Here is a 25763-nt window from a genome sequence, read left to right on the forward strand (position 1 = left end):
GTTGTGTGAACGACAGTCATTAGGTGAAACCTTAAACGGTGCAGTGAGTTCCGCTGAAACATGAAGGTAAAAAAGGTAGTCCAAGGTAAGGTTTATCATGAACAAAATAAAATTAAGCTACATGGCATTTATAGCATTGGTTATGTCATGTTTCAGCTTCTCTGCATTTGCAGAGCAAAAGCAGACGCTGGGTGAATGGGATGTGCATTATATCGTGTTTAGTACCCCATTTTTAACACCTGAAGTTGCGGCTAGTTATGGCATTGTCAGAAGTAAGTTCAACGCGCTGGTAAACATTTCTGTGCTAGATAAAACGTCTGGAGAGGCACAACGCGTAGACGTTTCTGGAACAGCCAAAAATCTATTAGGCAACTCGCGAAAGCTCACTTTCAAAAAAGTAGAAGACGGTGATGCTATCTATTACCTTGCCGTGCTGCCATTTCGCGATCAAGAAACATTTAGATTCGAAATTGACGTTCAAAAAGGCTCAAACAAGCAAACGTTAAAGTTTCAACAAAAAATGTATGTAGACGAATAGCTTCAACCGCAGGACTATTCTTCAATAGCAGCCTGCGTATTATTCTAACTGGTCGTTTACCGACGAAACGTACAAATGAAAAGCGAGATGGCCGTTTATCAGGCATCTCGCTTTTTTATTAGGGTTAAAAAATTACCTATCTCGCTTTACCATTTGTTTGCAGTGGTAAATAATCAAAACAACTGGTCGGGCAAGTTAGTGCAAAAGAAATAGATGTTTTTTACCTGAAGCTGATGGAGCTGGGGTTAAGAAAAAAGTCGCTAGCTGCCTTCATAGCAAAATAAAATAGAGAATAATTATGAATACGCCCTCACCGCAGCCCTCGCAGGCGCTCAATGCTTATTACCCTAACCTGCTAGCCCCTTTAGATTTGGGCTTTACAATGCTTCGCAACCGTACCCTTATGGGCTCAATGCACTTAGGACTAGAAGAAGAGAAAGGTGGGTTTGATAAACTTGCTGCGTTTTATGCCGAGCGTGCAAAAGGCGGTGCAGGACTTATTGTAACAGGCGGTATAAGCCCGAACATTTCTGGCTGGGTAGCACCGTTTGCCGGTAGAATGACGCGTTCCCGCCATGCCAAGAAACACCGCGTGATAACCGATGCTGTTCACAAAGAAAACGGCAAAATTTGCATGCAGATACTGCACTCGGGCCGCTATGGTTACCACCCTCTTGCGGTATCAGCGTCACCGATGAAATCTCCTATTACGCCTTTTAAGCCGCGAGAACTTTCTTCTCGTGGCGTAAGAAGCACCATTAAAGACTACGTTAAGTGCGCAAGCCTGGCGCAAGATGCTGGCTATGACGGCGTTGAAATAATGGGTTCTGAGGGTTATCTCATTAATCAGTTTTTCTGTGAACGCACCAACCATAGAAGCGATGAATGGGGTGGCAGCCTAGAAAACCGAGCACGCCTAGCCATTGAAATAGTAAAAGGCGTTCGTGAGAAAGTGGGCACTAACTTTATCATTATATATCGACTGTCCATGTTGGACTTGGTTGAAGGCGGCGCTAAATGGGACGAGGTGGTGTACCTAGCCAAAGAAATTGAAAAGGCTGGCGCAACGCTTATTAATACAGGTATTGGCTGGCATGAAGCCCGTGTACCAACCATATCTACTTCGGTACCGCGTGCAGCATTTACGTGGATTACGCAGCGCATGAAAAAGGAAGTGTCGATACCATTAGTGACAACTAACCGAATAAATACGCCTGAGGTTGCAGAGTCGGTACTAGCGGATGGTCATGCTGATATGGTGTCTATGGCGCGTCCTTTTCTTGCCGATGCACATTTTGTTGCGAAGGCCATGCGCAACGAATCGAATTTAATTAATACCTGCATTGCATGTAATCAGGCATGTCTTGACCACGCATTTGAACAAAAGCGCGCGAGTTGCTTGGTTAACCCTCAGGCTTGCTATGAAACCGAGCTCACGTTTACCCCTGCACAGCACAAGAAAAAGCTGGCTGTAGTTGGTGCCGGTCCTGCTGGACTCGCGTTTTCCATGTACGCAGCCGAACGTGGGCACGATGTGCATTTATACGATAAAGCCGCAGCAATTGGTGGCCAATTTAACTATGCGAAACAAGTACCCGGCAAAGAGGAGTTTTACGAAACATTGCGCTTTTACAGCAATCAGCTGGCGCGCTACGGCGTTAACATTCACCTTAATGCCGAAGTCAGTGTAGACAGCCTTTCGGGGAATGACTTCGATGAAGTGATATTAGCAACTGGCATTCGCCCACGTAGTCTTTCGATTGAAGGCCATGACCATCCTAAGGTGATGGGGTATTTAGACGTGCTTCGAGATCACAAACCTGTCGGAAAGAAAGTGGCAATTATTGGTGCCGGAGGCATAGGTTTCGATGTTGCAGAATTCTTAGTAGAGCATGAACATTTAGCTGAGGATAAAGAGAAGTGGCTAGCGCATTGGGGCATAGATAAGGAGTACTCTGCGCCAGGCGCACTTAAAGAAAAAGCGATTGAACCTTCTGAGCGCGAAGTCTATTTATTACAACGTAAAACATCAAAAGTGGGCAAAGGGCTGGGCAAGACAACGGGCTGGATCCACCGGCAATCATTGAAACATCACAACGTACAAATGATAAACGGCGTGAGCTATGAAAAAGTTGACGATGAGGGCCTTCACGTTCTGATAAACGACACGCCTAAAGTGTTACCCGTTGATAATGTGATTGTTTGCGCAGGCCAAGAGCCATTCAAGCCCTTACAACAACCACTGGAAGAGGCCGGCTTTACCGTGCACATTATTGGGGGAGCTGACGTCGCAGCAGAGCTTGATGCTAAGCGCGCAATACGCCAAGGGGCAGAACTGGCAGCACGTATTTAATACGTGCTGACAGGCAAAACCTAACTAAGCACTACCTGCTATTTTGAATAGCGTTCAATTTAGCGGTGTAGAGCTCTCGATTTTCTGACGGCAATGTAAGCGACACAGCCTTCTCCATCATACTTTCTGCATGCACCATCTTACCTTGCATAAAGTAAACTTTCGCTAACCCAGAATAACCCTCGCCTAAATAAGGCCCAGCAGCAATAGCCTTATTGAAAAAGGTTTCGGCATCTGAAAGATTGCCTTTTGCCAAAAACGCATCGCCTAAATCAACCCATCGATAAGGGTTATCATCATCGGCTTTCAAATACATTTCGCCAATTTTCGCTAGCGTTTTAATGTCACCTACTTTTTTAAGCAGCACCGCAAAATTTGACAGTGTGTGCACTGATTCAATATCGTTTTCAATGGCAAATTCATACAGCGCTCTGGCTTCTTTAGTATAGCCATTTGACCGATAAAGTACGGCAAGCGTATTTAGTGTAGACGCATTAGCAGTGCTTAACTTCATCGCTTGAGCTAGATAGCTGTAAGCTAAATCGGGATTTTTTCCCAGCACTTCAGCTGACTTATTTTGGTAGTACATTGAAATGAAGTCGGCTTCCGAAATATAGTTACCACGGTCGTTTAGCCTTGAAGGGAAATAATCGATGATTACTCTCTTTCTAGTAAAAATGATATCACCTGTTCTTTCAGGCTTAGGCCCCAGAACAACGCTGCGAACGTGGGTTGAGGTCGTAAGAATGCCATCAATTCGACGATATAGAGGCGGTGTGTGAACTTGCTGATACTTCACGTCTAATCCAACCAGCTTCGCAAACGCGGTAGTAAGTAATGCCAATGAAAGGCAGTTACCGTAGCGATTATCAACTACATCTTGCGCTTTCAATGTGTCGCCTGCATAGCTAAACGTTGACATCAAATCTTCTAAATAATTAGCAAGTCGAAGATTTGGTAAAACGTTCTTGTGGGCAGGGTCATTATAGTAGGTTAAAAAATGTTGCTCTTGTTGAGGCGATAATTTGAATAAATCGGCAGGCGTTTCAACATCAGTAACTTTGAACGCATTAAGCCGCCAGCTTGGCGTTAATTGCTCAACTTCATTTACATATTTGTTTTCATCAAAGCTTTGACATGCAGAAATAGCCACTACTGCTGCGGCTAAAAATAACGGTCTTAAATCCAATTCCCTTTCCTTTTGAAAACCTTTCTATGTTTGGAGATTAAAGGTTCAATAGGTACTTTACAAGGCTAAAGTCGCTCATCAACAGTGACACATTCTAAGAAAATGAAAACAATTCATCAAAACTGATCGAACATAATCGCGTTTCCATCTGGGTCTTTAACAATTAAATGTCCGGGGCCGCTATCACCCTTTACTGGTACTTCTAAAGCAATACCCTGTTCAACTAGCTGGGCCTGAAGTGCCCTAACATCACTTGGGTTAAACGTCATAATGTTGTCGTCGAACATACCTTCAAATAACCCAATCATGGTATTGCCGTTTTTCATCATAAGCCATTTATCTTCAACCGAACCACATGAAGGCATTGCTTCAAAGGCTAATGCTTCATAAAACGCTTTCGACTTACTAATATCCTTCACGGTTAAACTTAACGAAAAAAGCCCTAATTCCACGTTTAAACTCCCTCTTTTATACTCGAACCGTAGCACAATTGTGTATTTATTACTCTAGTGAAGCGGCGCTACAAGATCACTGCTGTTGGTCGCAAATACAAAAAAGCCAGCAAGTTGTAAAACGTTTGCTGGCTTTATAATAACGTTATGCTAACGGCTTGCCTGTTGATAAATCGACAGCGTGTTAGCTGCACCGCTTATTGAATGGGCAACTCACTTTTTTATTCTCGCTGGCATGCACAGTTAGCTAACATATTGAAGCTTCATCACTGTCTTTTAGCTTTTTTGACTAGCAATCCAGCGGTCAATTTTTTGTTCAAGAATAGCCAATGGAATACCGCCAGTATTTAACACCTGCGCGTGGAATTCGCGAATATCGAAGTTGTCACCCAATGCTTTTTCAGCGCGTGCTCGCAACTCTTGAATTTTGAGCGCTCCCACTTTGTAAGATAGCGCTTGCGAGGGAATTGCAATATAGCGTTCTACTTCTGCCACCACTTCTGTTCGTGTCATACCTGAATTATCAAGCATAAAGTCGATGGCCTGTTCACGGGTCCAACCCTTTGCGTGAATACCTGTATCTACCACTAAACGCATGGCACGAAGTTGTTCATCTTGAAGCGTGCCGTAACGGTTCCATGGATCATCAAAGAAGCCCATTTCATAGCCCAATGTTTCAGAATACAGTGCCCAGCCTTCACCGAACGCAGGCAAGAAACTAAAGCGCATGAATGATGGTAGCGCTTCGTTTTCCTGCGCTAAACTCACTTGGAAATGATGGCCTGGCGCGCCTTCGTGTAGATACAGAGTCACGTTACCCGTGGTTAAACGACTAGGCAGGTCGTAGGCATTAAAGTAAAACGTGCCTGGGCGTGAACCGTCAGGTGTACCCGGCTGATAAGAACCACCCGCGCTGAACTGCTCAATGGCAGGGTCGTACGGTTTTATTTCTAACTTTGACTTAGGAAGAAGCGAGAAGTACTGATCAATTTTCTCATCTACTTCACGGCCAATATCATAGTAGCTTTGTGTAAGCGCTTCGCGACTTTCCGGCTTAAACTTAGGGTCGGTACGCACATAATCGAAGAACTCGTTTAAAGTACCGTCAAAATTTACTTCGTCTTTAATCTCAAGCATATCATTCTTGATACGCTTTACTTCTTTTAAACCAAGCTTGTGAAGTTCATCTGGCGTCATTGGCAGCGTGGTTGAACCTTCAACCATTAGCTGATACAACTTTTCGCCGCCTTTCATATCGCTTAGACCGATGCTTTCACGGGCAACAGGCAAGTACTCATCACGCAGGAAGTCACGCATACGAATCGTCGCATCGTAAATAGCTTGCGTGGCAACTTCATATTCTTCGGTTAAACGCGCTTTATCTTCATCAGAAAAGCTGTCTGGGAACATAGTAATTGGGCCCCAGAATTGCGACTCTTTAATAGGAATTGCCAACTGTGTATCAAATTGTTTGATGACACGGTCAATAGTTAGTTTGGTTTCAAGTACACCACTTTCCATACCCTCGCGGAATTTTCCAATAGCACGGTCAGACGTAGCGATATAGTCTTTATGGCGTGATAAGTTGTTTTCGTAATCCTCTACCGTTTTAAATGGCGCTGCGCCCTTTCCGCTCGCAAACGTTGGATAGAAAGTGTGAAACCCGCTGAAGTGGTTAATAGGGCGTACTTCCGTTAGCGCCTCTATTTCGTCTGTGGACATCTCTAAAGAACGCTCTTCGTTGTATTTAAATACATCGTAGGCAAGCTTGTCGGTGTCGCTTAACTTACTGCGGTCAATTTGTTTAAGCTCTGACAAATTGAGCAATGTTGCTGTTTTTCCAGCTAAAGCGTGGGAGTCCGTGAAAAAGTCACCTAATCTATCTGCATAACGCATATCGCCGCGAAAAATAGCCATAATTGGGTTTAGCTCGATATCGCGCTGGTCCGCAGCTGCAAATAACGCAAAGAGTTTTTCGTGCTCAGACGCTTCTTTTGACACTGAAGCACTTTTTGATGAACTTTGCATGTTTGCGTTGTTGTGTTCGTGTGCCAAGGCCGAGCTTAGCCCTAATGCCATGGTTACAGCACTACTTACAAGTAGTGTTTTAAATGCTCTCATTTTTATTCCCTCGTTATTTGCCGCTATTTTGCCCTTATTTTGCAAAATAGCGCTGTCGCTTTATGTTTTTGATGCCATACAACGCGTTGCAAACATTTATCAACGTCCGCCACGCGAACCGACTGCCTAATATCAGGCATATCATCGGCACGATATAATTCAGTTTTTGCACCCAGCGCTGTTTATTCTGGCAGATGAGCCATCTCGTTTCGCCACGCCCTCTCATACGCATCACGACCTAACACACGTTGCGCATATGCGGCTACATTGTCTGTTTTACCATCTAAAGTAATATCTAATTTGCTGCCTTTAGCCCACGCTAAAATATGCCCAGCTATGATATCGACCATGGTAAACATATTTCCACATACAAATTCTTTGTCGCCCAGCATAGTAGAAAATACTGGCAAAACGCGCTTAAATTCCCATACCGCCACACCACGCATCTCTTCCAACCTTTGTTCTTTAGGCAACGCAAAGGTGTGTTTTGCTAAGTTCCAAATGGGCTGCTCCAATTCACTAGTAAGAAACAGCATCATCTCTTCATATTTTGCCCGCTGGAAACTTCCCGGCTCTGAAACAAACTCATGCATGCCGTGACGTTCTGCCAAAAAAGTGACAATAGCGGCCGACTCGGTCAAAGTACCTTCGTCTGTCACAAGGGCTGGAATTTTTGCTGCAGGGCTTATGGCTTTATATTCCTCAGACAGGTGTTGACCTTGTTTTAAATCAACCAGTTTGTACTTGAAAGGCAAACCTAGTTCTTCCAGTGCCCATGCCACGCGAACCGAGCGGGTTTTCGGATAACCGTAAAGTGTATACATGACTCTATTCCCTTTATTTAAGAGTAAGGCTATGTGTAATGATTGAGCGCTACCATAGCAAAATTATACTATTTTGAAGACATAGGATTTGTAACAACTGACGTCATAAAACGTTGCGCAATGAACCAATAGCGTAAAATGGGGAAGGTATTTATTGCTGTTGAAATAAAGTGATTGAAATCTAGAGACGTACCGCGGATGACCCTAAGAAAAACTAACACCTACTCAAGTAAGTGTTAGCTTAACCGTACGTTGCCCGGGCAATTAGAAGCGATATTTAACGCCTAAATAGGGTACTTTAATGGGTTCATCCAAATTATAATGCTTGTATCCAGCCACAACATTCCATTGGGTTGCTACTTCTACACCAATGGTAACTCCAGCCACAAGATCCGTTCCACTCTCTTCGCGACGTAAACGCGCTGACGAAGTGACACTTTCAATGTCTGAATCCCATTTAAACACACCAAATTCCACATCCACAAAAAGGTTGTCTTTTCGAAATAAATGGTAAACAACCGAAGCGGTTCCTCCCTTCGCTAAAATAGGCGCGTTACTCGCAAACTGCAAAAACGAGGCGGGATCATCGGTATCTCCCTCAAACACCATTTTCCCTTCACCTAAATCTACATAACCGATAGCCGCAGACCAGTTTTGATTGAAGCGATAGCCAAATTGTAGTGCCCAGCCAACATCGCTGTCATCAGCTGACGTAATGACATTTTCAGCGATGTCTTCGGGTACGTTAACCGTAGGTGCGTTGGTTGAAGCATTCCCCACTTCAACCGAGACGAAATAATCATTTGCCGTTGCGGCACCGCCAACACACATTAATACTGAGATAAAAAAACCTTTTATCTTCCTCGACATAGTTATAATCCCGTTTATCTTTTGGACGAAAAGCGATACGTAAGCCGACAACTAGCAGCTAAGATCAAGAACCAACAGGTGAGCCACGAGAGTACACCGCCCGACGCCTTATTCGTTACGGAAACGTTGTCATAACCTTTCACAGTGACCTCCACCTCACCAGTTGCCGTATTTCCGTTACCGTCACCGATCGTATATGTAATGGTTGCTGTTCCCTTATACTCCGCCCTCGGCGTATAGCGTAAAGTGCCATCGCCAGCAATAGCTACATCTCCTTCATCTGCTCTTGCATTTATAACTGTTAACGTGTCGCCATCTTCATCGGTATCGTTAGCCAGCACGTCAATAGTAATGACATCTGTATTGAACCCAGACGCCGTATCATCAACAGCGATAGGCGCTCGGTTAAATATAACAGAGACATTAACCTGAGACATGCCACTCCTTCCATTGCCATCAACCGCTACATAATTAATGATATCACTGCCCACATAGTCAATGAATGGCGTGTACGTTAGGGTATTGTCAGTATTAATTTCAACACGACCAAAATTGGCTGAGGCATTGGTGACCGTTAGCGCATCACCATCAGGATCGCTGTCATTTTCTAGCACATCAATGGTCACACTTGTGTTGAATGTCAGGGTAACAGTATCGCTTTGCAGAAGCGGAGCTTTATTACTGCTAACTGGAATAGCTACACCAGACGGATCGAGCACAGCGCCGTTCGCCACACCATCGTCATCATTGGGACCACCATCTTGTATATTGACTTCCACACACCATGCCCCCTCTATTAATCCATCAGTAAACTGCTCAGCGCCTGGTGGAGGACAGACACCTTCTGAACCCATAGCACTACGTACCGTGTTTTCACTGTCGACTACAAAATCGACCCACTCTCCATTTCGGTATTTGCGATAAACCGCACCACTTGGTACAGGTAGTCGTTGAGGAAAGACGATGCTAAATACCTGGCCCGGTTCAGGAAGAGACGTCGCGTAAAAGTCGAACAGTCCACCAATGTTCTCAGCGTTTTCATCTTCCACGAGTAAACCGTCGGCACTTTCTTGCGTGACCTGCAAGCCTCCCGATTCACTTGTAATAGATGCCGCTCCACGCCGCAAACACGATCCAGGCTCACCCTCTACAAGGAAACTGTTTTGATTAGACACCTGTTCCGGTACCACATTACAATCAGTAATAGCATCTAAATAATCTGGAATTCCATCCCCATCATTATCATTGTAGCCTTCCTGATTATCAGGAATAAGATCACCGTCTGAATCTTCACTGCCCAAAGCTTGCAAACTATCCACAAGATTGATGAACACTTGATCCGAATCAGACAGAGGAACGGTAGCACTGTCGCTCACCGTAACCGAGAAGCGATACACCCCGGTTTCCAAATCCGCTGGAGTGAATACGAAAGTGGCATCATTGTCACTGATATTGATGACATCTTCATCAGATTGCCACTGGTACGACAGCACATCTTGCGTGTCTGCATCTGTTGCAGATGCTTCAATAGTGACATTTCCCCCAGCGCGTTCCACCGTTAATCTTGTCTCACTATCTTGATGAACAGAAAGGTTAACTTCAGGAGTAACATTGTCAGAAACCACGGTCAGTGTGATGGTATTTTTTACGCCAACATTGAGATCTCCGCCCATTCCTAGCACAATAGTTTCTTCTTCTAACTCACCGTCAGCCAGAACATCAACGACAACCGTTGCAGAGCGGCCACGGTCAATAACCACTTCTGTAGTGCTCAATGTATAGTCTGTATTGATCTCAGCGCTTCCACCAACTGTAAGTGGAATAATGACTGGGTAAACCGGTGACTGCCCATTTAATAAAAGCTGCACTTTCACCTGAGAGCCTTCTTTTACAGACGAATCTTTACTGAAAGAAATGAGTGGATTGACATCTACTTGCTGACTGCCTGTCGTTTTATTGCCATTAGTGCCTGTCGCTGACCACACTACATTGTGGCGGCCAGGTTTAAAGCGAAGTTGCTCTCGCTCAACAGTAACTGCAATAGGATTATTGGTGACAGGATCTACTGCCGTCGCAACCCCTAAATTTACTTCAGTAATTATACCAGTAGCATTGACACTGATATCTTCTGGAACAGTTAATAAAGGGGAGGAATCATTGACGCCCTCTCCTATTACTACCGTTGCCATTGCCGTCGCTGTTTCATCATTTCCATCGTCGATAGAATAACCAACGTTAATCGTTCCCGCGAAGTTCTCACCCACAGTAAGTCGCAGTGATTCGCCTTCAATGACTGCTTCACCAAATTCAGTATTAGCCGCCAAAAGGGTAAGCTCGTCCTCATCAACGTCAAAGTCATTATCTAAAACAGGCAATAAGTAAACCCCGGTTTCATTTTCACTGAAGTTAAATTGATCATCTTCTGCTACGGGGGCGTCATTTTGACTTATCACATTAATATCTACGGTATAAACGTCTGATGTGAATTCTCCGTCTGAAACCCGATAAGTAAAGCGGTCTTCTCCATTGAAATCAGCATCAGGCTGATAGAAAAATCCTAAACCCGAGCGATTCAACGTACCATTCTCGACACCAGTAACTATATCTAACGTCAAGGTTTGCGCACCTTCACTTTCAATAGTTGGCGTAATAGTAATACTCTCGTCTTCTAACAATTCAACCTGCATGTTTTCGCCCGTAGGGGCTTCATCTCGTGCTTCTACCGTAATGGAAAAGATAGGCAAGGATGCAGAATCAGTCCCGTCACTAACGCTTATGCTAATCCCCTCTGTCACACCCACATCATCATTAGAAGGAATACCAAACAGTCTGCCAGAGGTGGTATCAAAACTACTCCAGCTCGGCGCATTACTAATTGAAAAAGTAAGCGTATCGCCGTCTTCGTCACTGGCCGTAGGTGTAAAGCTGTATGCATTATTCTCTACAACAAGCGTTGCTGGATTACCGCTAATTTCTGGCGCCGCGTTGACGTCACTCACTATAATGGTAAAGGCTTGCGTGGCGGTCAAACCACCATTATCGGTTACCACTAAAACAACGGTTTGACTGCCAATATCATTCGCTGTCGGTGTGCCTCTTAATAGCCCCGTAGTGGTATTCAAGCTCAACCAGTTAGGCGCAGTGGTCAATGAAAAGCTTAATGTATCGCCAGTATCGGGGTCTGATGCGCTCGCCGCGTAGCTATATAAGTTGCCTTCTGCAACCCCCGTCACAGGCGTTGAAGTAAAGACAGGCGCTTGGTTTGTAGTTACCGTGATCGCGAAGGTTTGGCCGGTTACTGACCCACTTTGTGTATCAGCCACGCTAAAGGTAAAGCTATCAGCAGTATTGCTCCCTCCCGCATGCACATAGCGCACAAATCCATTATTAATATCTTGCTGGGTAAACGTACCATTAACGCTTAAATCACTAAAAGAACTGCCATTCGATTTTTGCAGCGCCCCCCCTGTAGGTACCGCCGTTACCGTGTACGTAATATCTGTGGCATCGGTATCTTCAATGTCACTTGCGCTTAGCACACTGCTCCCAATGGTAACAACTGAGCCATTTTGTACCGCGACACCGTTATTGATATCCACGACTGGGTCGTCATTAATTGCATTAACAGCGACTGACGCAGTATCGCTGGCACTTGAAAACGCGCTTGTTCCACCATTGGTAGATGCGTCAGCAGTATTACCAGCTGTCCCCGTAGATTTATCCCAAGCCCTAAAAGTTAAGGTACTTGTACCCACGTAGTTATCTGCGGGCACAAAGCGAACTTTGTGTGTACTTGCGCCAGATAAGGTTCCATCCAATAGACGTGAAGTAGACTCGAAACTTGCTTGCCCCTCTGTTGTTGCCGAGAAGTTATTCCAGCTTGTTCCGTTGTTGGTACTGTATTGCCAAACACCATTTGTGTTATTGACGGCAGTGACCGCAATGGCCTCTACAGCACCGCCGTCAGGGTCTGTAATAGAGGTATCTACAACCATAGCAGCGACATCAGTACCAGGATTATTAGTCACGTCATCGCCACTATCTTCATCAATGGCAGTAATAGCAGGACTAAGAGCGTTATCTAACACTGGCGCGTCGTTTACGGCTGTAATATTGATGAGCGATTGGGTACTGGCGGTAACGTTGCTATCAGCAGTACCATCATTAAACACCCAGTTGAGCGTTACGCTTGGTACAGGTGTGTCACTGGCATTACTATACTGAATAGCTTGCATAATGCTGGCTATGATCGCCGCACTAGGCGCGTTTGATTCGAATGACAGCGTTAACGTACCACTCGCATTGGTCACTGATCCGTAATCAATACCGTTGTATAGCAGTTGCCCTGAATTTAACGAGCTTAAGTTAGAGGCAGTATCAGCGCTAAATACATCGTTGACACTTGCTCCACCGTTTCGGCTAATAGTTAACGTTGATCCAGTATAATTGTCTGAATTAGCGTCTAGTTCAGTATCAAACACCGTTACGTTATCATCTAAGGTGACCGCACTGCCATCCTCCGTAAATGCAACTGGTGGAGAAATACTTAGACCAGAGAACACAGGTAATGTGTTGTTTTGTTCAAACGTAATATCTGTATCGCCACCGTTGTCACTTACCGCCAATAAATTCAAACTATCACCCGCGCTATTGGCCAGCGAAAGTGAGACTTCTACGGAAGAAAAGTCAGTAGCATCAGTATCAATTTGTAGCGTTCCTGAACCGCTAAATCGGACATTGGCCAGCGCTAGGCCTGTCACTCCATTCAATTTGACCGTATCACCTCCAGCTAAATCGGAAATGGTATCACCATTTAAATCGCTGCTAGAGCCAGCAAAGGTATCATTGCCGCTTCCACCAGACATAGAATCTGTGCCTGCACCTGGATTAATGATGTCGGCGCCATCTCCGCCGCTAAGGTTATCCCCACCAGCACTACCGGTAATGGTTTGACTACCCGTCGCTCCGGTAACAACAAAGCTATCACTGGCAGGTGTAGTAGCCACAAGGGTTTTGTTATCAACATCAGACGCAGACATGGTGACAGTGATACCGCCTCCAGTTCCGGTTGCAAAGCTCTCTATGCTACTAAGATTCCCCCCTGTTAACGTTCCCGAATCCACGATTGTCAATGTATCGGTGCCCGAAGCGGTAACAGTGCCTGAAAAGCTATTGAGTTGTGCAACCAGCAACGAAAGGTCATTGGTTGCGCCATTTAATATCAGGTTAGAAAAACCCGTTAACGCTGCCGAACTAATACTGTTGGTACCTTCAGATATCAAGGTATTTGCCACGGTAGCATTTGCCGCAAATGAACCTGTGTAGTCGAAGGTGTCGATATCCAATGTAATGGCGTCGGATGTTGACGTGGATGTAAAGTTGTTACTTACAGATAGGCCTAATGTAATAGTACGAGCATCGTCTGAAGCATCGTTAATAGTGTAGCTTTCAATATCAGAGTCATTAACGGTAATATCACCGTCGCCAGTAATCGTAATAGATTCAGCAGTACCACTGTTACCTGGCGCGGTAATACCCGCAGTGAAACCATTGTAATGAACGTCTGTCATGGTGACACTGCCCGTTACAGAGAGCGTTGTTATATCGGTAATGCTTGCCGCAGCGCCTAATTCAGCCCCTGTCGCCAAAGCAAGAACATCGTTGTTGTCAGCCCCAGTGAGTGCACCGGTATAGGTAATTCCAGGCAACGAAAACGTAATGGCGTCGCTACCGTCTGATGCCGTTATATTGGTAGCGGTATTACTACTCCCCAGGGTAATAGTGCGCGCGTCATCGGTATTATCTGCGCCCACCGTGTAATTTTCGATAACAGCAGTATCTAGTGTACTGAAATTGGCGTCGCCGTTAACGATAAGGGTTTCTGTACCGGGCGCGGTAATCGTGCCGCTAAAGCTACTTAAATCTGCTGCCGACAAGGTCAATGTTGCACCAGATGACAACGAGAGGTTTTCAATATTGCTAACGGTAGCCCCTTCTATATTGGAACCATTGACCACAGATAGCGTATCGGCGGCACCACCGCTACCATCAAGTGTGCCAGTATATGTTGCACTGCCTAGTATGACGCTATCGTTGCCACTACTGCCAGTAATATTCTGACTTAGAGAGCCACCGCTCGTTCCCAGCGTAACGCTGTTAGCCGCGCCCAGTACGTAGGTTTCAATATCAGCATTGGCGTTAAAACCATCGCTAGCACTACTTATCGTAATCTGATTTGTACCCAGCGCAGTCACTGTGCCGGTAAAGCCATCATGCTGGCTTTCGGTCATCGTAACAGCTGCACCTGCATCAACAGTTAAATTAAGCACGTTGGTAGCATCTATGCTTGCACCAGTAATGCTGCTTCCGTTGCCCATTTGCAAGGTATCATTAGCATCTTCACCGGTTATACTGCCTGTAAAGTTTAAGGTGCCAATACTAAAGGTAACGGCGTCGTTCGTATTTGAGTCGGAAATGCTTGAGACATTGGCGGCCAGTGTAACGGTGCGGGTATTGGACGAATCATCACCAATCACCCAGTTTTCGATATTATTTAATGTAGTAAAATCTCCATCGCCACTTACTGAAATAGTCTCATTGCCTGGTGAGCTAACAGAACCGCTAAAACTACTGAACTGGCTAGCTCCAAGAGATACAGAAGCGCCACTTGCCAAGGTCAGGTTTTCAAAATTTGATACCGTAGCGCCCGCAACGCCAGCACCACTCACCAAGCTAAGTGTATCGCCTGTGCCACCCGCACCATTTAACGTCCCGGTGTAGGAGCCACTCCCTAAATTAACCGTATCGTCACCTGAGCTTCCCGTTACATTTTGTGCAAGATTGCTTGTTGCCGTACCCACGGTGATAGTATTCGCTACACCCAACACATACGTTTCAATATCTGCGTCTGCATTAAGCCCATCATTAGCGGCACTTATGGTAATTTGATCTGAGCCCCCGGACGCCGTAATCGCAGTCGTAAAGCCATCATGTTGTATTTCTGTCATGGTAACTGCACCACTAATCTGTGCAGTCTCAAACCCTGTTAACGTGCTTGCACCGGCAATATTTGCTCCAGTAGACAATTGCAGAACATCTTCACCCGTTCCCCCCTCAAGACTCCCCGTTACCGTCAAAGCACCAATGTTTATAGTATCAACAGCACTGTCTGCACCGGTAATATTTTGCCCTGCACTACCTAGCGTAAAGGTTCCCGAATAAGAGGCGCTTAGTGAAAAGTTCTCTATGGCACCATCACCAGTAATGTCGTCGCTGCCTGAACTTAATGTTATCGATTGGCTTGCATTGTCGGTAAACGTGGTAAATAACTCATGCTGCGAAGACGTCATCGTTAATGATGTATTTGCAGGTATAGTCAGGGTTTCAAAATTAGACACTGACACACTGGACATATCCCAACTGTCAACCGTGACTAGTTCATCTGTCCCGCCCCCACCATTCGCGGTACCCACTGTATGACTAGCATTTCCAATCGTGAGCGTTTCATCGCTTGAATCAAAGGTAAATGAAGGCGATAAATTGCTACCGTCTGTCGTATCAAAAGACGTTGCTGACGTTGATGCTGATGTAAAAGAAACTAATTGCGGCGTACCAGATGTAAACGCTGCAACACTGCCATTGGTACCATTACCGTTGCCTGCGTCATCGGTAATATTGGTATTGGATAACAAATCGAGTCTAAATGTTCCTTCTCCGCTAATTGGCGTTACGGTTACCGTGTAAGTTGTGTTCGCGACTGCCGTGGTAACACTACTAATCGTTCCTGACGCATCGCCTACAACATTAGTGATAGTAAAATCATCTACCGAAACGTTGTTAGCGTTTTCATTAAAGGTGACGGTGAAATCTACAGAGGTTGCATCATCAGCGCTTGACTCAGTTATTGATTGAACAACAGGAGGATCGTTATCAACGCCAGCTCCCCCTACCACAAACGTATACGTACCTTCGTCCGCATCGTCATTATTAATGGTAATAGTACAGTTAGTGGCACTGCCAACCCCAGAAGGGGTATAGGTAACGTCAAAGGTGCCAGACCCACTTTGCGCTATTGTGCTCAATGAATGAGAAATCGAGAAATCGGCACACGATTCAGCCACAGAAGTAATTGTTAAGTCGGCATTACCTGTATTTTGTACTGTAAAGGTATGAGTATCGTTACTGCCCACTGCAATATTACCAAAATCAGTGTCATCCGTGGTTGAAGGAGAGCTATCACCTGACGAAATCGTATTCCCGTTCCCTTGTAAATTGATTTCTGGTGCGCCGCCCCCTCCTTTTGCCGTACAAACTGAATCGTTCATAGCGGCATTCAATGTTAACGTACGGTAAAGCCTATTTACTCCTGGAGCATTGTAAACCGTTACCACGCCGCTTTTGGTGTAAAATGTAACAGAGCGAGCACCTGTTCCACCAACATGCACACCTACTCGGTTAGCGAACCCTGTCCCGCCATTAACAAAAGGATGATAAATGTTGTTACCACTAATGGTACAACTTGCCAGTGTGAACTTTGCCTGCTCCATTGCCAACTCTTGAAAGGGGACATTGGCAATAAGGTCGCCAGAGGTATGCTCAAGCTCCCAGTCGCCTCCAAGATAAGCGGGGCCAGTAATATCATTAGACGCAGAGATAGAAGCCACATTGAGTGTGTCTTTAAGTGTATCGATAAATGCTATGCCAGATTCATCAGCAGCCAGTGAACAGCCGTATAAATTTATAGAGGCATTCTCAGCAAATGAATGTGATAGCGCTGAAAGTTTCTCGCTGTATTCTTTCATATTTGCACTTGAAAGCGACGACGCCCCCAAATTCAGTTGACCGTTTCCACCGTGAGAAACTAAGTGCAACCGCTTGATATCTTTAAGCGATGATAGCAAATCTATTAATGCCTCAACGCCATTAGAATCTTTCGAGATATGCAGCACCATGATATTTGGATCAAGACCGTTTAGGAGCGCTTCGCCTCCGTCTACGCCTTGGTCTAAAATCAACACATCGGTTACGGAAACCCGATGTTCAATATTATCCTCTTTTTCTGACGCTGATTGGTTTTCGCTTTCCACCATTATAGATTCATATAATGCTTCAAGTTCACCAGCAGCGGCCTTTGCATTTACAAGGTCGTCTCCGCTGACAGAGCACGTACTCATCCTTACGCTCTTCAGGTAGTCACTACCTCGTGCAGGAAAGTCAGAACATGAAGATTGAGCCGCGGGTGGCTGATTGGTAACCCGCGGATTGTCGAGAGCATCTATTTGGGCTTGTTCAATCCCTCTTTCAAACACCGAATGCAGTGGTGCGTTGGTATGTTCAGGTGCTGCTTTCTTAATATCGCTTATAGTGTAGCTAGGATGTCCAGAGCTGATAACTCGCCTACGACTGGATGACACAGAAGCGTGAACGCCACCAACGGCAATTAATGGCGCTAACGCAGCCAGTGCCTTTACTTTACTATTTTTCTTCAACATATTTTTTTTCACTATATGGCATCCTTTACGTCGAACATATGTCGTGGCGTAACCATTTGAGGTGACACTAATTCAGGGGTTGTGCTCTCGGGAATGACGGCAATGTCATAAATTTGCTCTAAACTGTCATCAAATATAAGGTGGTCAATAATCGCGTTTGTGTCAAAGTTATACACCCAAACACCACTTTGTGTAGTGTCATATTTATTAAGTAACGGAATTTGCTCTCTGACTTCGCTTTTTCTGGTTTTCGACGTGCCTACAAACATATAATTTTTGTAAAAACTGATGCCACGAGTAAAACCGGGAAGTTCAAGTATTGTTTGTGTAACTCCGGTGTCTGGATTAACTTTTAACACAGTGCCATTACCAGAATTACACACATAGACATACCCGTTGTGATATCTGGGTGAATGGGGCATGGTTAAATCGTCCAGAATAATTCGGTTATCTTCAATATCAATTAATGTGCCTTTACCAATAGCGCTTTGTGACCACGAGTCCATATGGTCGTGCTGATTAAAGGTGGTGACATACCGAGGATCACCATCGCGAAGCGACATACCATTTACGTGACACCGGTCTTCTGGTACCAACTCACTGATAAACCATGGCTTCCATCTGGCGACAAAACTTGAATCGGGAGAGAGGGTAGACAGGCAGGAAAACGTAGAGTTTACTACCCAAAGTCCTGATTTTCCCCACGCGATATCATGAATATTAATCATGCCCGAATAGTGTGAGGCACGAGGTAAATACAGCGCATCGGCTTGCTTAACCTCTTCCAATTCTCGATTTTTCCGTAATCTCACTATCTCCCGAGCCTGTTGAGCCTTTTCTTTCAGCTTGCGACTCAACCTAGCGTCATTATCGTGTACACCTTGTTGTACTTCGTCTAACACCGACTGACTTCTTCTGAAATCGATAACTTCGGAAAACGTTCCAAGCGTTATCCTTTCTTCGTCTGCATAAATCCCCATTGGCCTTGGAAAAGCGCGTAAATGCAAGTTAATCTTGTTGTCAGTAGCGCGTAAAAAACACACCCTAGACGCTTGATAACTGGTAAAAGCCAAAGATATTCTGTGTTTTAGAAGAAAAGCGGGAAAAGAGTTAGAGTAACGACAGCCATAGTTGTCTTGACTATTGTCTTCAGATTTGTCCTGACTGGAACTTTTAGAAATATCATCCATAAAGAAAACTTTGTATTTTTTGCATTTTTAGTTGTTATTTTTCTAAGTAAGACTGTGCGCCCCAAGCTTTTAGCGCCAATTAACAACAAAACAACGTTTTGCTATCGTGGAACACAACAACACACTAAATCAGAAGTTTACTGGCACACGAGAAAAACTCGATTTATTGACTGTTTAGTGCGTATTATCTTTTCATACATTCATTTTACGTAATATACATCAACTTTAAGCCAACTTACATTTAATGTGGATCTAACTTCGACTTGGGTAAGTTCCCATTAACGCAATGCAAAATTGCAATGCCAGAAACGGCTGTCTGTTTTCATGGGGAGCAGACCCACCTACCGTAGAAATCATATCTTCATTCATATATTCGCTATCATCCGTGCCAACAGTATCAAACGAGCGAGTGACCCCTGGAGCGTGAAGCCTTGCTTGCACAACATTATTTGAAGGTGTTCCCACATTCGAATTTGCTCGCTTTTGGGCATGAATAGTACCGTGAGTATGAGTAGGCAATTCATCAACAGCTAGAGCGGCGTGGTGGTAGCCTCCTCTCTCTCCAAACACATATGACGACAAGCCAGGGCCAGTTCCCCAAGACATCACTGCGTGACCGTCAAGTTTTGGGACTCCAAAAGAGATGTGCCCATCACCGCCATACGTGTTTCCTATAAGGGAAAACAATGCCGTATTTTGGTTGATATCTAATAATCCTCCTCTGCATATAGCCCATCCAGAGGGAACATAATTGTTGGCCCAGATTTGTACTTGACCGATAAACGGATCTGCCATGTGCTTTCTCCTTTTAGCTTCTGGATGGATAAATACCTGTAAGACATATAATGAAAGACAAGGTCTGATAAGGCATTATATTGCTGTGCGCATTATTGTTGCCTGTATTACTAACCATGCCTTGAGCCATCATTTCAAGAGGATCACTCTCATCAGCAACCTTGTCAGAATAAAACGTATTTGTAACTTTGGCGGGCACATTCCCGCTCGGGTTGATAGAATTAGCAAGATTTTGGGACGCTTTTACTCGGTGAGAATGAGCAGGCATTTGTGACGACGTTAACACTACCGTTTCCTCTCCCCCCCTTTGCCCTATAGCGTAAAAAGGTAATGCATCGCCCTGCCCAAAATGGATAGGAACCCGCCCCCGCATATCAGGTAGGCCAAATGACGTTCTTCCGTCACCACCATATTGAGCACCAATCAGCGAAAAAAGCGCCGTGTTTTCGCTTATTCCCATCAACGTGCCGCGACAAAAAGACCAATGTTGGGGTGCATAAGTACCAGCAAACATTCTAATCTCACCGACATAAGCATCAGACATCCCATTCTCCTTTAACTGCGCGTTGGAAATTGACCAGAAATAGCGATGATGAAATTAATCACCGTATAAGGTTGCATGTTAGTATGAGGAGCATTCCCCCCAGCAGCAGTTGGCAACGCAGCGGGGTGCAAATCAACAAAATTAGTGGGTAACGTGCTATACGCTTGAACTTGCGGAATCGTCGACGAGTATGTTCTGCCTTCAGGATTAGCGGAATTCGTCGAAGAGGTTTCAGGCTGACACATGACACGGTGCGAGTGAGGAGGAAGATTACTTTCTGTAAGCACAACACTTTCTTGCCCACCTATTTTACCTCGTGGATATTCTTCATCCCATTCGCCTAACCCTACTGGTGTTCTCCCTCGTAAGTCTGGCAATTTATATGTCGTTTTACCATCACCACCAAACTTATCGCCAATGAGTGCGAAGAGCGCCGTATTGTCACTAATTGTCATAGTCTGACCATCACATAAGGCGTACTTCTCTGGTGCCCAGGCAAAACCGGTCATGTTAATCATGCTCGTAAATGGATCGGACATAACTGTCTCCGAGTTGAATTAGGAAGGAACGCGATCCCGACAGATCACAAACTCAAGTTCTGTTGGACTATTTGGACTGGAGAACAACGTAAGTCCACCGAAATTTTCATGTTCTATGTGGTAATGCCCTTGCTCAAGCGGCACATCCAATGCATTGGGAATTGCCATTATCACAATGAACGACTCCCATCTCTCACCATTTATTCTGGCTTCAAAGACGTCAGTAAGCTCGGCTTCAAAGTTATGATCAGTGCCAGTGAGCGTGACATCAATCATCTCGCCTTTCATTTTTGACAGTGTTGGAAAGTTAAATTTCGACATTGCTATACACTCTCCTTGTTGACGCAAATCCACTAATGATTATAGTGCCTATAATTAGCCTAGATGCTTTCTCAATATTTTCAATTATTGATAGGCATGACGTATCGAAAACACTATTGTGGGTACCAAATCATTCCTATTGTCGGCGGCGTATGATGTTCAATTTGGAAGCCAAGTGATGTGTAAAGCCTTCGAGCATGTATATTTTGTTCTGACACATTCAACGTTAAAGGCACACGGCTTTGCGCTGCTGCAACCTGGAGGCTCCGTAAAACGTCCTTTCCAAACCCCAAGCCACGCACCTGAGGAATAAATGCAATATCGACAACATGTACGCTGTTGTGCCCAAAATCTACTGTGACTTTTCCAACTTTGTCCTGATGCTTCTCTACGACAAAGTACATCGCATTAGGCGTTTGCTGACCATAACCTTCATTTTGTGCCCTGAACTGCATATCGACGATGCTCTCGATAAAATCCTGTTCTCCATCAATAAGCTGTAAATCATCCCTTTGTGATCGGTGTAATTGCTCAAGAAACGGAGCGTCTGATGGCTGCGAAGGTCTCATCTTTAACCCTTCGGGAATAGTAACGTTCATTTTTACTTCCTTTTATATAATGTATACAAAATACTATCACTGCACTTGAAACTTCGTACATTCGCCGTTGAACCTATCGATAGCGTCGGTGCTAATACTTCCCACATGTGAATCTACCCATGCTTCAAAAGCGTTAAAACTACTCATAAACTCGAGCGCCTTAGCCATTAACACCTGCAAGTTTACACCCACCAAAGCCGCAAGCTTTATATCGAGTTCAAATTCAGTCTTAGCTAACGTGGTATCGTAATATTCAAAAGCCAGTCTGCGATATTTATCCCAGAACCTAGCGAGATAGTAGAGCCCTAACGTCCCCTGATCATTTATTGAACACAAATCAAGGCTTTCAAACGCATTAGGAATATCTATTTCCCAATAAGGACTATCTGTTAATTTATATTCAAACTTAACTACTTGACCTGCTTCAGCGGCCAAACCAGTGCGGCTATGTTGAAGGTTAAGGCTACTCTGACCCAAGCCTAAATGATGAGATTGATAAACCTGAATATCTGTATTCAACGACATGTGCTGATATAGCTTGTCAGAAGCTGGCAACACGACTTCATGCTTAAAGTCCTCGTCTTTACCACGGGCAATTCGACGACAGCTCTTTACGTTTAGTACCAATAAATCCTTTCTGTAAATTTCTTCCTTTTCATCACAAACACGGTTAAGTTCAACACTTGTACGGATTTCTTGAGGGATCAACGTACCTTCGCGCTTAAGAAACTGACAAAGGTGAGCAAAGATTCTTACTTGTGGCTCTCTCTGTAAAAAGGTGTTCATGGTCTCTGAAATGATTAGGTCAAATAAAGGTAATTGCCCTTTATCAGGCCGCCATTGCTTTGCATCTGCAAGGTCAACCCCCACCACGAGGTCACGAATTTCTAACCAAGCAATAACTTTCTTAAGCGCTTCAATATTGGCTCGGTGGATGTCAATGCAGTGAACCGTGACTTTTTGCCCACTGAACAAGGGTAATAGGGGCAAAAGAATAGCACCGTAAGGCCCGGTTCCGGCATAGAGTACATGTAATGTGTCGTTTTTAATGGCCTTTAGGCGCTGGGAAATTGCCTCATTAACGCCCTGAAGAAACACTTTCGTACGTATTACTTCTTGGAAACACTTAGCGGCTTTTACCGGTGAAATTGCAATACCAGCGTCTGTTTTCACGTCATGGTATGTCGCCATGTCATCGTCTACCGATATTCCGGTAACCTGAGATAACATGGCGGACATAGCTGAAAACTCATAGCTATTAACGCTCTTTGTTGTGGACTTCAGTAACGTTTTCACACAGTCGATAAAGTGCGCTTTATTTGGTAGCATATACACGAAACCTTTCTTACGTAGCACAGAAAACTCGTCGCCAGCTTGCAGCCAATTAGGTTATGCTTAGCCCACAATCCGGCTAGCATAAATTCAATGAAAAGGGGGATAGTTTTTCCATCTCTCCATCTCTTTTAACTTGAGTTAATTAACGCTGTACATTTCACCGATTAGTTCAAGTTTTAGACACCCGTTCAAATCAAGACTACTTTAATCTTTATTAATTACCAATTCATTGTGGTAGTACTAGCCGCCACTACCATTGATTAAACTGCGCCATTAATGTGGTTTATTGTGAATGGCTGAACACGTGCTATTTAGCAACGGATTAATACGAGCATGTAAGGAAGGTTGATGGAAAACAATGCCGACATTCTAAAAGAGATAAAGCAGTTTCTTGCCAAAATAGATATCGTGGTAAAGGAAGGCAAAGTAATGAGCAACCCGTTTTTACGAGGTGTCGAAATTAGAAACGGCGAATTGGTTTATGACCCCGAAAAGTTAATGTTTCCCGGTGATTTACTTCATGAAGCCGGTCATATCGCCATCGCGCCGCCTGACATTCGTCCAACACTGCAGGACGACGTCGCAAAATTCGGTCAAGGTCCCGCTGAAGAAATGGCTGCAATTGCCTGGTCTTGGGCAGCGCTTACCGCCATAGGGTTAGCACCTTCTATAGTATTCCATAAAAATGGCTACAAAGGCGAATCACCCAACATTATTAAAGCATTTAGCGAGGGATTTGGCTTCGGTCATCCCATGTTGAGTTATTGGCGAATGTGCGAACCTTTAGGAGAGCATCCTTTAAGTTTCCCCAAGATGCGCGTTTGGTTGAGACAATCCTCAATTACACCCTCTTTGAACACTCGGAACTTGATATAACCCGCATCTGACAGCGCAAAAGAAAGCGCCACGGTAAACATAGAGTGTCAAATAGGTAACTTTTTCACACCGCGATTATAACCATTTCAGTAAAGGCCCCCATAGCTACTTTCACTTCAACGTTCGATAGATGCCGCTAAGCCATAAGTTCTGGGAGGTCTAGCACCTTTTAAGAGCTATTCGCCGAGCTGGTTTACTTTATGCTCATGTAACTTCGTAATTTTACAAATGCGTTAACCGTCGAGTGAAGGAGAACACCATGAAGAAACGTTTTTTGTCGACCATCGCAGGTTCATTATCTTTAGTGCTAAGTGCAAGTAGTTTTGCAGGGCATCATGAAAGCGATGGAAAAGAAGTAGTATTCAATGACCTCAAGACAGGCGCCAGCATGGGCACCGTTATGGTGAGTGGCTACGATGATGACGGCGTAGTTTTCACGCCTAAACTTTCAGGGTTAACCCCGGGAGCTCATGGTTTCCATGTTCATCAAAATGGTAATTGTTCGCCTGCGATGAAAGATGGGAAAAAGATTTTAGGTGGTGCAGCAGGCGGACATTACGACCCAGAAGATACCGGTAAACACCGTGCGCCATGGTCTGAAAAGGGTCATGAAGGCGATCTACCAGTGCTTTATGTTGATGAAAACGGAAAAGCAACCCAGCCTATCTTCGCGCCAGAGCTTGAGCTGGAAGATATCGAAGGCCGCGCACTAATGGTCCATGCAGGCGGGGACAACTACTCTGATTCACCTAAAAAATTAGGCGGCGGTGGCGAACGCGTCGCTTGCGGCGTAATTGGGAAATAAACTAACGCTACCTCATCTTATACAAAAAAGCGGCTTCAAAAGCCGCTTTTTTATACCTCACGTGATAAAAACAACGTGTCTGCTCTTGTCTAACAAAGCGAGTTCTATCTTTCGATAAGGATAGTAATAACCTTTATCCCTTATTCAATCGGTATTCCAACGTAATGTTGGCATTAAGAAGTTGAGATACTGGGCAATTCTCCTTTGCTTCCTGCGCAACCTTTTCGAATTCATCTTCGGTGATACCTTCGACATTAGCATCAAGGCTTAGCGCCGACTGAGTTATTTCAAAGCCGTCGTCGTTTTTCTCTAAACTGATTTTTGCAGTGGTATTTAACTCGCCGTCATCATATCCCGCGTCTGAAAGCGCAAAAGAAAGTGCCATGGTGAAACAACTCGCATGCGCCGCACCGATTAATTCTTCGGGGTTGGTTCCCTTGCCATCTTCAAACCGCGTGTTAAAACCATAAGGCTGGTTTGATAAAGCACCGGTTTCCGTAGAAATGCTCCCCTTTCCCTTTTTACCTAGCGGTTTGTAAACTGCACTACCTGATTTGACTATCGACATATCATCTTTCCTTTCATTTTAACTAAACTGATTTTCATGTAGTTGGATAAGATGCAAGTGCTCTGCCGATCATAAGAAATCGCTCTATCCCCTGTCATAGGGGCTTTACAGCCCCGTCTTGTAAATGGAGGAATTAAGGACAGTTCCTTTTTTGAAAGAAGACTACAGAGTGAGATGAAAATTTTACTTACATCCTCTTAGTCTTTTTCACTACCTATGCTTTCGCGCCAAGCATCAAGCTTCGCAATGTACACTTGTAAAAAAAATGTACGCTTGTAAAACAAAAGCGAATTAACTCGCTGCACTGCGATGAAATTAATTTCAGCTTAAACCGTTCTTTATTCGATAACCGT

Annotated in this window: 18 protein-coding genes; 4 read left to right on the top strand and 14 right to left on the bottom strand. The window is 44.6% G+C overall.

What is annotated here, in order from left to right; all coding sequences use genetic code 11:
• Window positions 1–97 precede the first annotated feature (97 nt).
• Entirely contained in the window at window positions 98–538 is a 441-nt protein-coding gene (locus V7R42_RS09305) for a DUF4426 domain-containing protein (protein ID WP_334019908.1), read from the top strand.
• 298 nt (window positions 539–836) lie between these two features.
• Window positions 837–2891, top strand: a complete 2055-nt coding sequence (locus tag V7R42_RS09310; RefSeq protein ID WP_334019909.1) for an NADPH-dependent 2,4-dienoyl-CoA reductase — start codon at window positions 837–839, stop codon at window positions 2889–2891.
• 31 nt (window positions 2892–2922) lie between these two features.
• Here V7R42_RS09310 and V7R42_RS09315 read toward each other — a convergent pair whose 3' ends face one another.
• The 13 genes from V7R42_RS09315 to V7R42_RS09375 all read right to left on the bottom strand — a co-directional run bounded on the left by V7R42_RS09315 (window position 2923) and on the right by V7R42_RS09375 (window position 23155).
• The gene (locus V7R42_RS09315; RefSeq protein ID WP_334019910.1) at window positions 2923–4080 is read right to left on the bottom strand and encodes a tetratricopeptide repeat protein; all 1158 of its coding nucleotides are present in this window, start codon (window positions 4078–4080) and stop codon (window positions 2923–2925) included.
• Window positions 4081–4196: 116 nt separating this feature from the next.
• Complete coding sequence (locus V7R42_RS09320; RefSeq protein WP_334019911.1) at window positions 4197–4532, bottom strand: VOC family protein; 336 nt, start codon at window positions 4530–4532, stop codon at window positions 4197–4199.
• Window positions 4533–4808: 276 nt separating this feature from the next.
• A complete protein-coding gene (locus V7R42_RS09325; RefSeq protein ID WP_334019912.1) occupies window positions 4809–6653 on the bottom strand; it encodes a DUF885 domain-containing protein in 1845 nt (614 codons plus the stop codon).
• Window positions 6654–6835: 182 nt separating this feature from the next.
• The gene (locus V7R42_RS09330; protein WP_334019913.1) at window positions 6836–7477 is read right to left on the bottom strand and encodes a glutathione S-transferase family protein; all 642 of its coding nucleotides are present in this window, start codon (window positions 7475–7477) and stop codon (window positions 6836–6838) included.
• 264 nt (window positions 7478–7741) lie between these two features.
• Window positions 7742–8347, bottom strand: coding sequence for an outer membrane beta-barrel protein (locus V7R42_RS09335; RefSeq protein WP_334019914.1), 606 nt, complete (start codon window positions 8345–8347; stop codon window positions 7742–7744).
• Window positions 8348–8361: 14 nt separating this feature from the next.
• Window positions 8362–17850, bottom strand: a complete 9489-nt coding sequence (locus V7R42_RS09340; protein ID WP_334019915.1) for an Ig-like domain-containing protein — start codon at window positions 17848–17850, stop codon at window positions 8362–8364.
• On the bottom strand, window positions 17850–19028 hold the full coding sequence (locus tag V7R42_RS09345; protein WP_334019916.1) for a TIGR03032 family protein: 1179 nt from the start codon (window positions 19026–19028) through the stop codon (window positions 17850–17852). The genes V7R42_RS09340 and V7R42_RS09345 overlap by 1 nt, the downstream gene beginning before the upstream one ends.
• A 252-nt stretch (window positions 19029–19280) precedes the next feature.
• Complete coding sequence (locus V7R42_RS09350) at window positions 19281–19823, bottom strand: phage tail protein (RefSeq protein ID WP_334019917.1); 543 nt, start codon at window positions 19821–19823, stop codon at window positions 19281–19283.
• Window positions 19824–19836: 13 nt separating this feature from the next.
• Complete coding sequence (locus tag V7R42_RS09355) at window positions 19837–20367, bottom strand: phage tail protein (RefSeq protein WP_334019918.1); 531 nt, start codon at window positions 20365–20367, stop codon at window positions 19837–19839.
• An 11-nt stretch (window positions 20368–20378) separates the two neighbouring features.
• On the bottom strand, window positions 20379–20906 hold the full coding sequence (locus V7R42_RS09360) for a phage tail protein (RefSeq protein WP_334019919.1): 528 nt from the start codon (window positions 20904–20906) through the stop codon (window positions 20379–20381).
• Between the two features lie 18 nt (window positions 20907–20924).
• A complete protein-coding gene (locus V7R42_RS09365; RefSeq protein WP_334019920.1) occupies window positions 20925–21227 on the bottom strand; it encodes a DUF6916 family protein in 303 nt (100 codons plus the stop codon).
• 113 nt (window positions 21228–21340) lie between these two features.
• The gene (locus V7R42_RS09370) at window positions 21341–21826 is read right to left on the bottom strand and encodes a GNAT family N-acetyltransferase (RefSeq protein WP_334019921.1); all 486 of its coding nucleotides are present in this window, start codon (window positions 21824–21826) and stop codon (window positions 21341–21343) included.
• A gap of 36 nt (window positions 21827–21862) precedes the next feature.
• Window positions 21863–23155 (bottom strand): class I SAM-dependent methyltransferase, encoded by a 1293-nt coding sequence (locus V7R42_RS09375; protein ID WP_334019922.1) that lies wholly within the window; start codon window positions 23153–23155, stop codon window positions 21863–21865.
• Window positions 23156–23509: 354 nt separating this feature from the next.
• On the opposite strand from V7R42_RS09375, the gene V7R42_RS09380 reads away from it, so the two are divergent.
• Both V7R42_RS09380 and sodC read left to right on the top strand, forming a co-directional pair.
• Complete coding sequence (locus V7R42_RS09380) at window positions 23510–24037, top strand: hypothetical protein (protein WP_334019923.1); 528 nt, start codon at window positions 23510–23512, stop codon at window positions 24035–24037.
• A 259-nt stretch (window positions 24038–24296) separates the two neighbouring features.
• Window positions 24297–24842: a superoxide dismutase [Cu-Zn] SodC gene (gene sodC / locus V7R42_RS09385; protein WP_334019924.1), complete on the top strand. Its 546-nt coding sequence runs from the start codon at window positions 24297–24299 to the stop codon at window positions 24840–24842.
• Window positions 24843–24975: 133 nt separating this feature from the next.
• On the opposite strand, the gene V7R42_RS09390 is transcribed toward sodC, so the two are convergent.
• Window positions 24976–25410 carry an OsmC family protein gene (locus V7R42_RS09390; protein WP_334019925.1) on the bottom strand — a complete coding sequence of 145 codons (435 nt, stop codon included), beginning with the start codon at window positions 25408–25410 and terminating at the stop codon, window positions 24976–24978.
• Window positions 25411–25763: the final 353 nt, after the last annotated feature.

The organism is Alteromonas sp. S015, assembly GCF_036864485.1.
Taxonomy (GTDB): domain Bacteria; phylum Pseudomonadota; class Gammaproteobacteria; order Enterobacterales; family Alteromonadaceae; genus Alteromonas.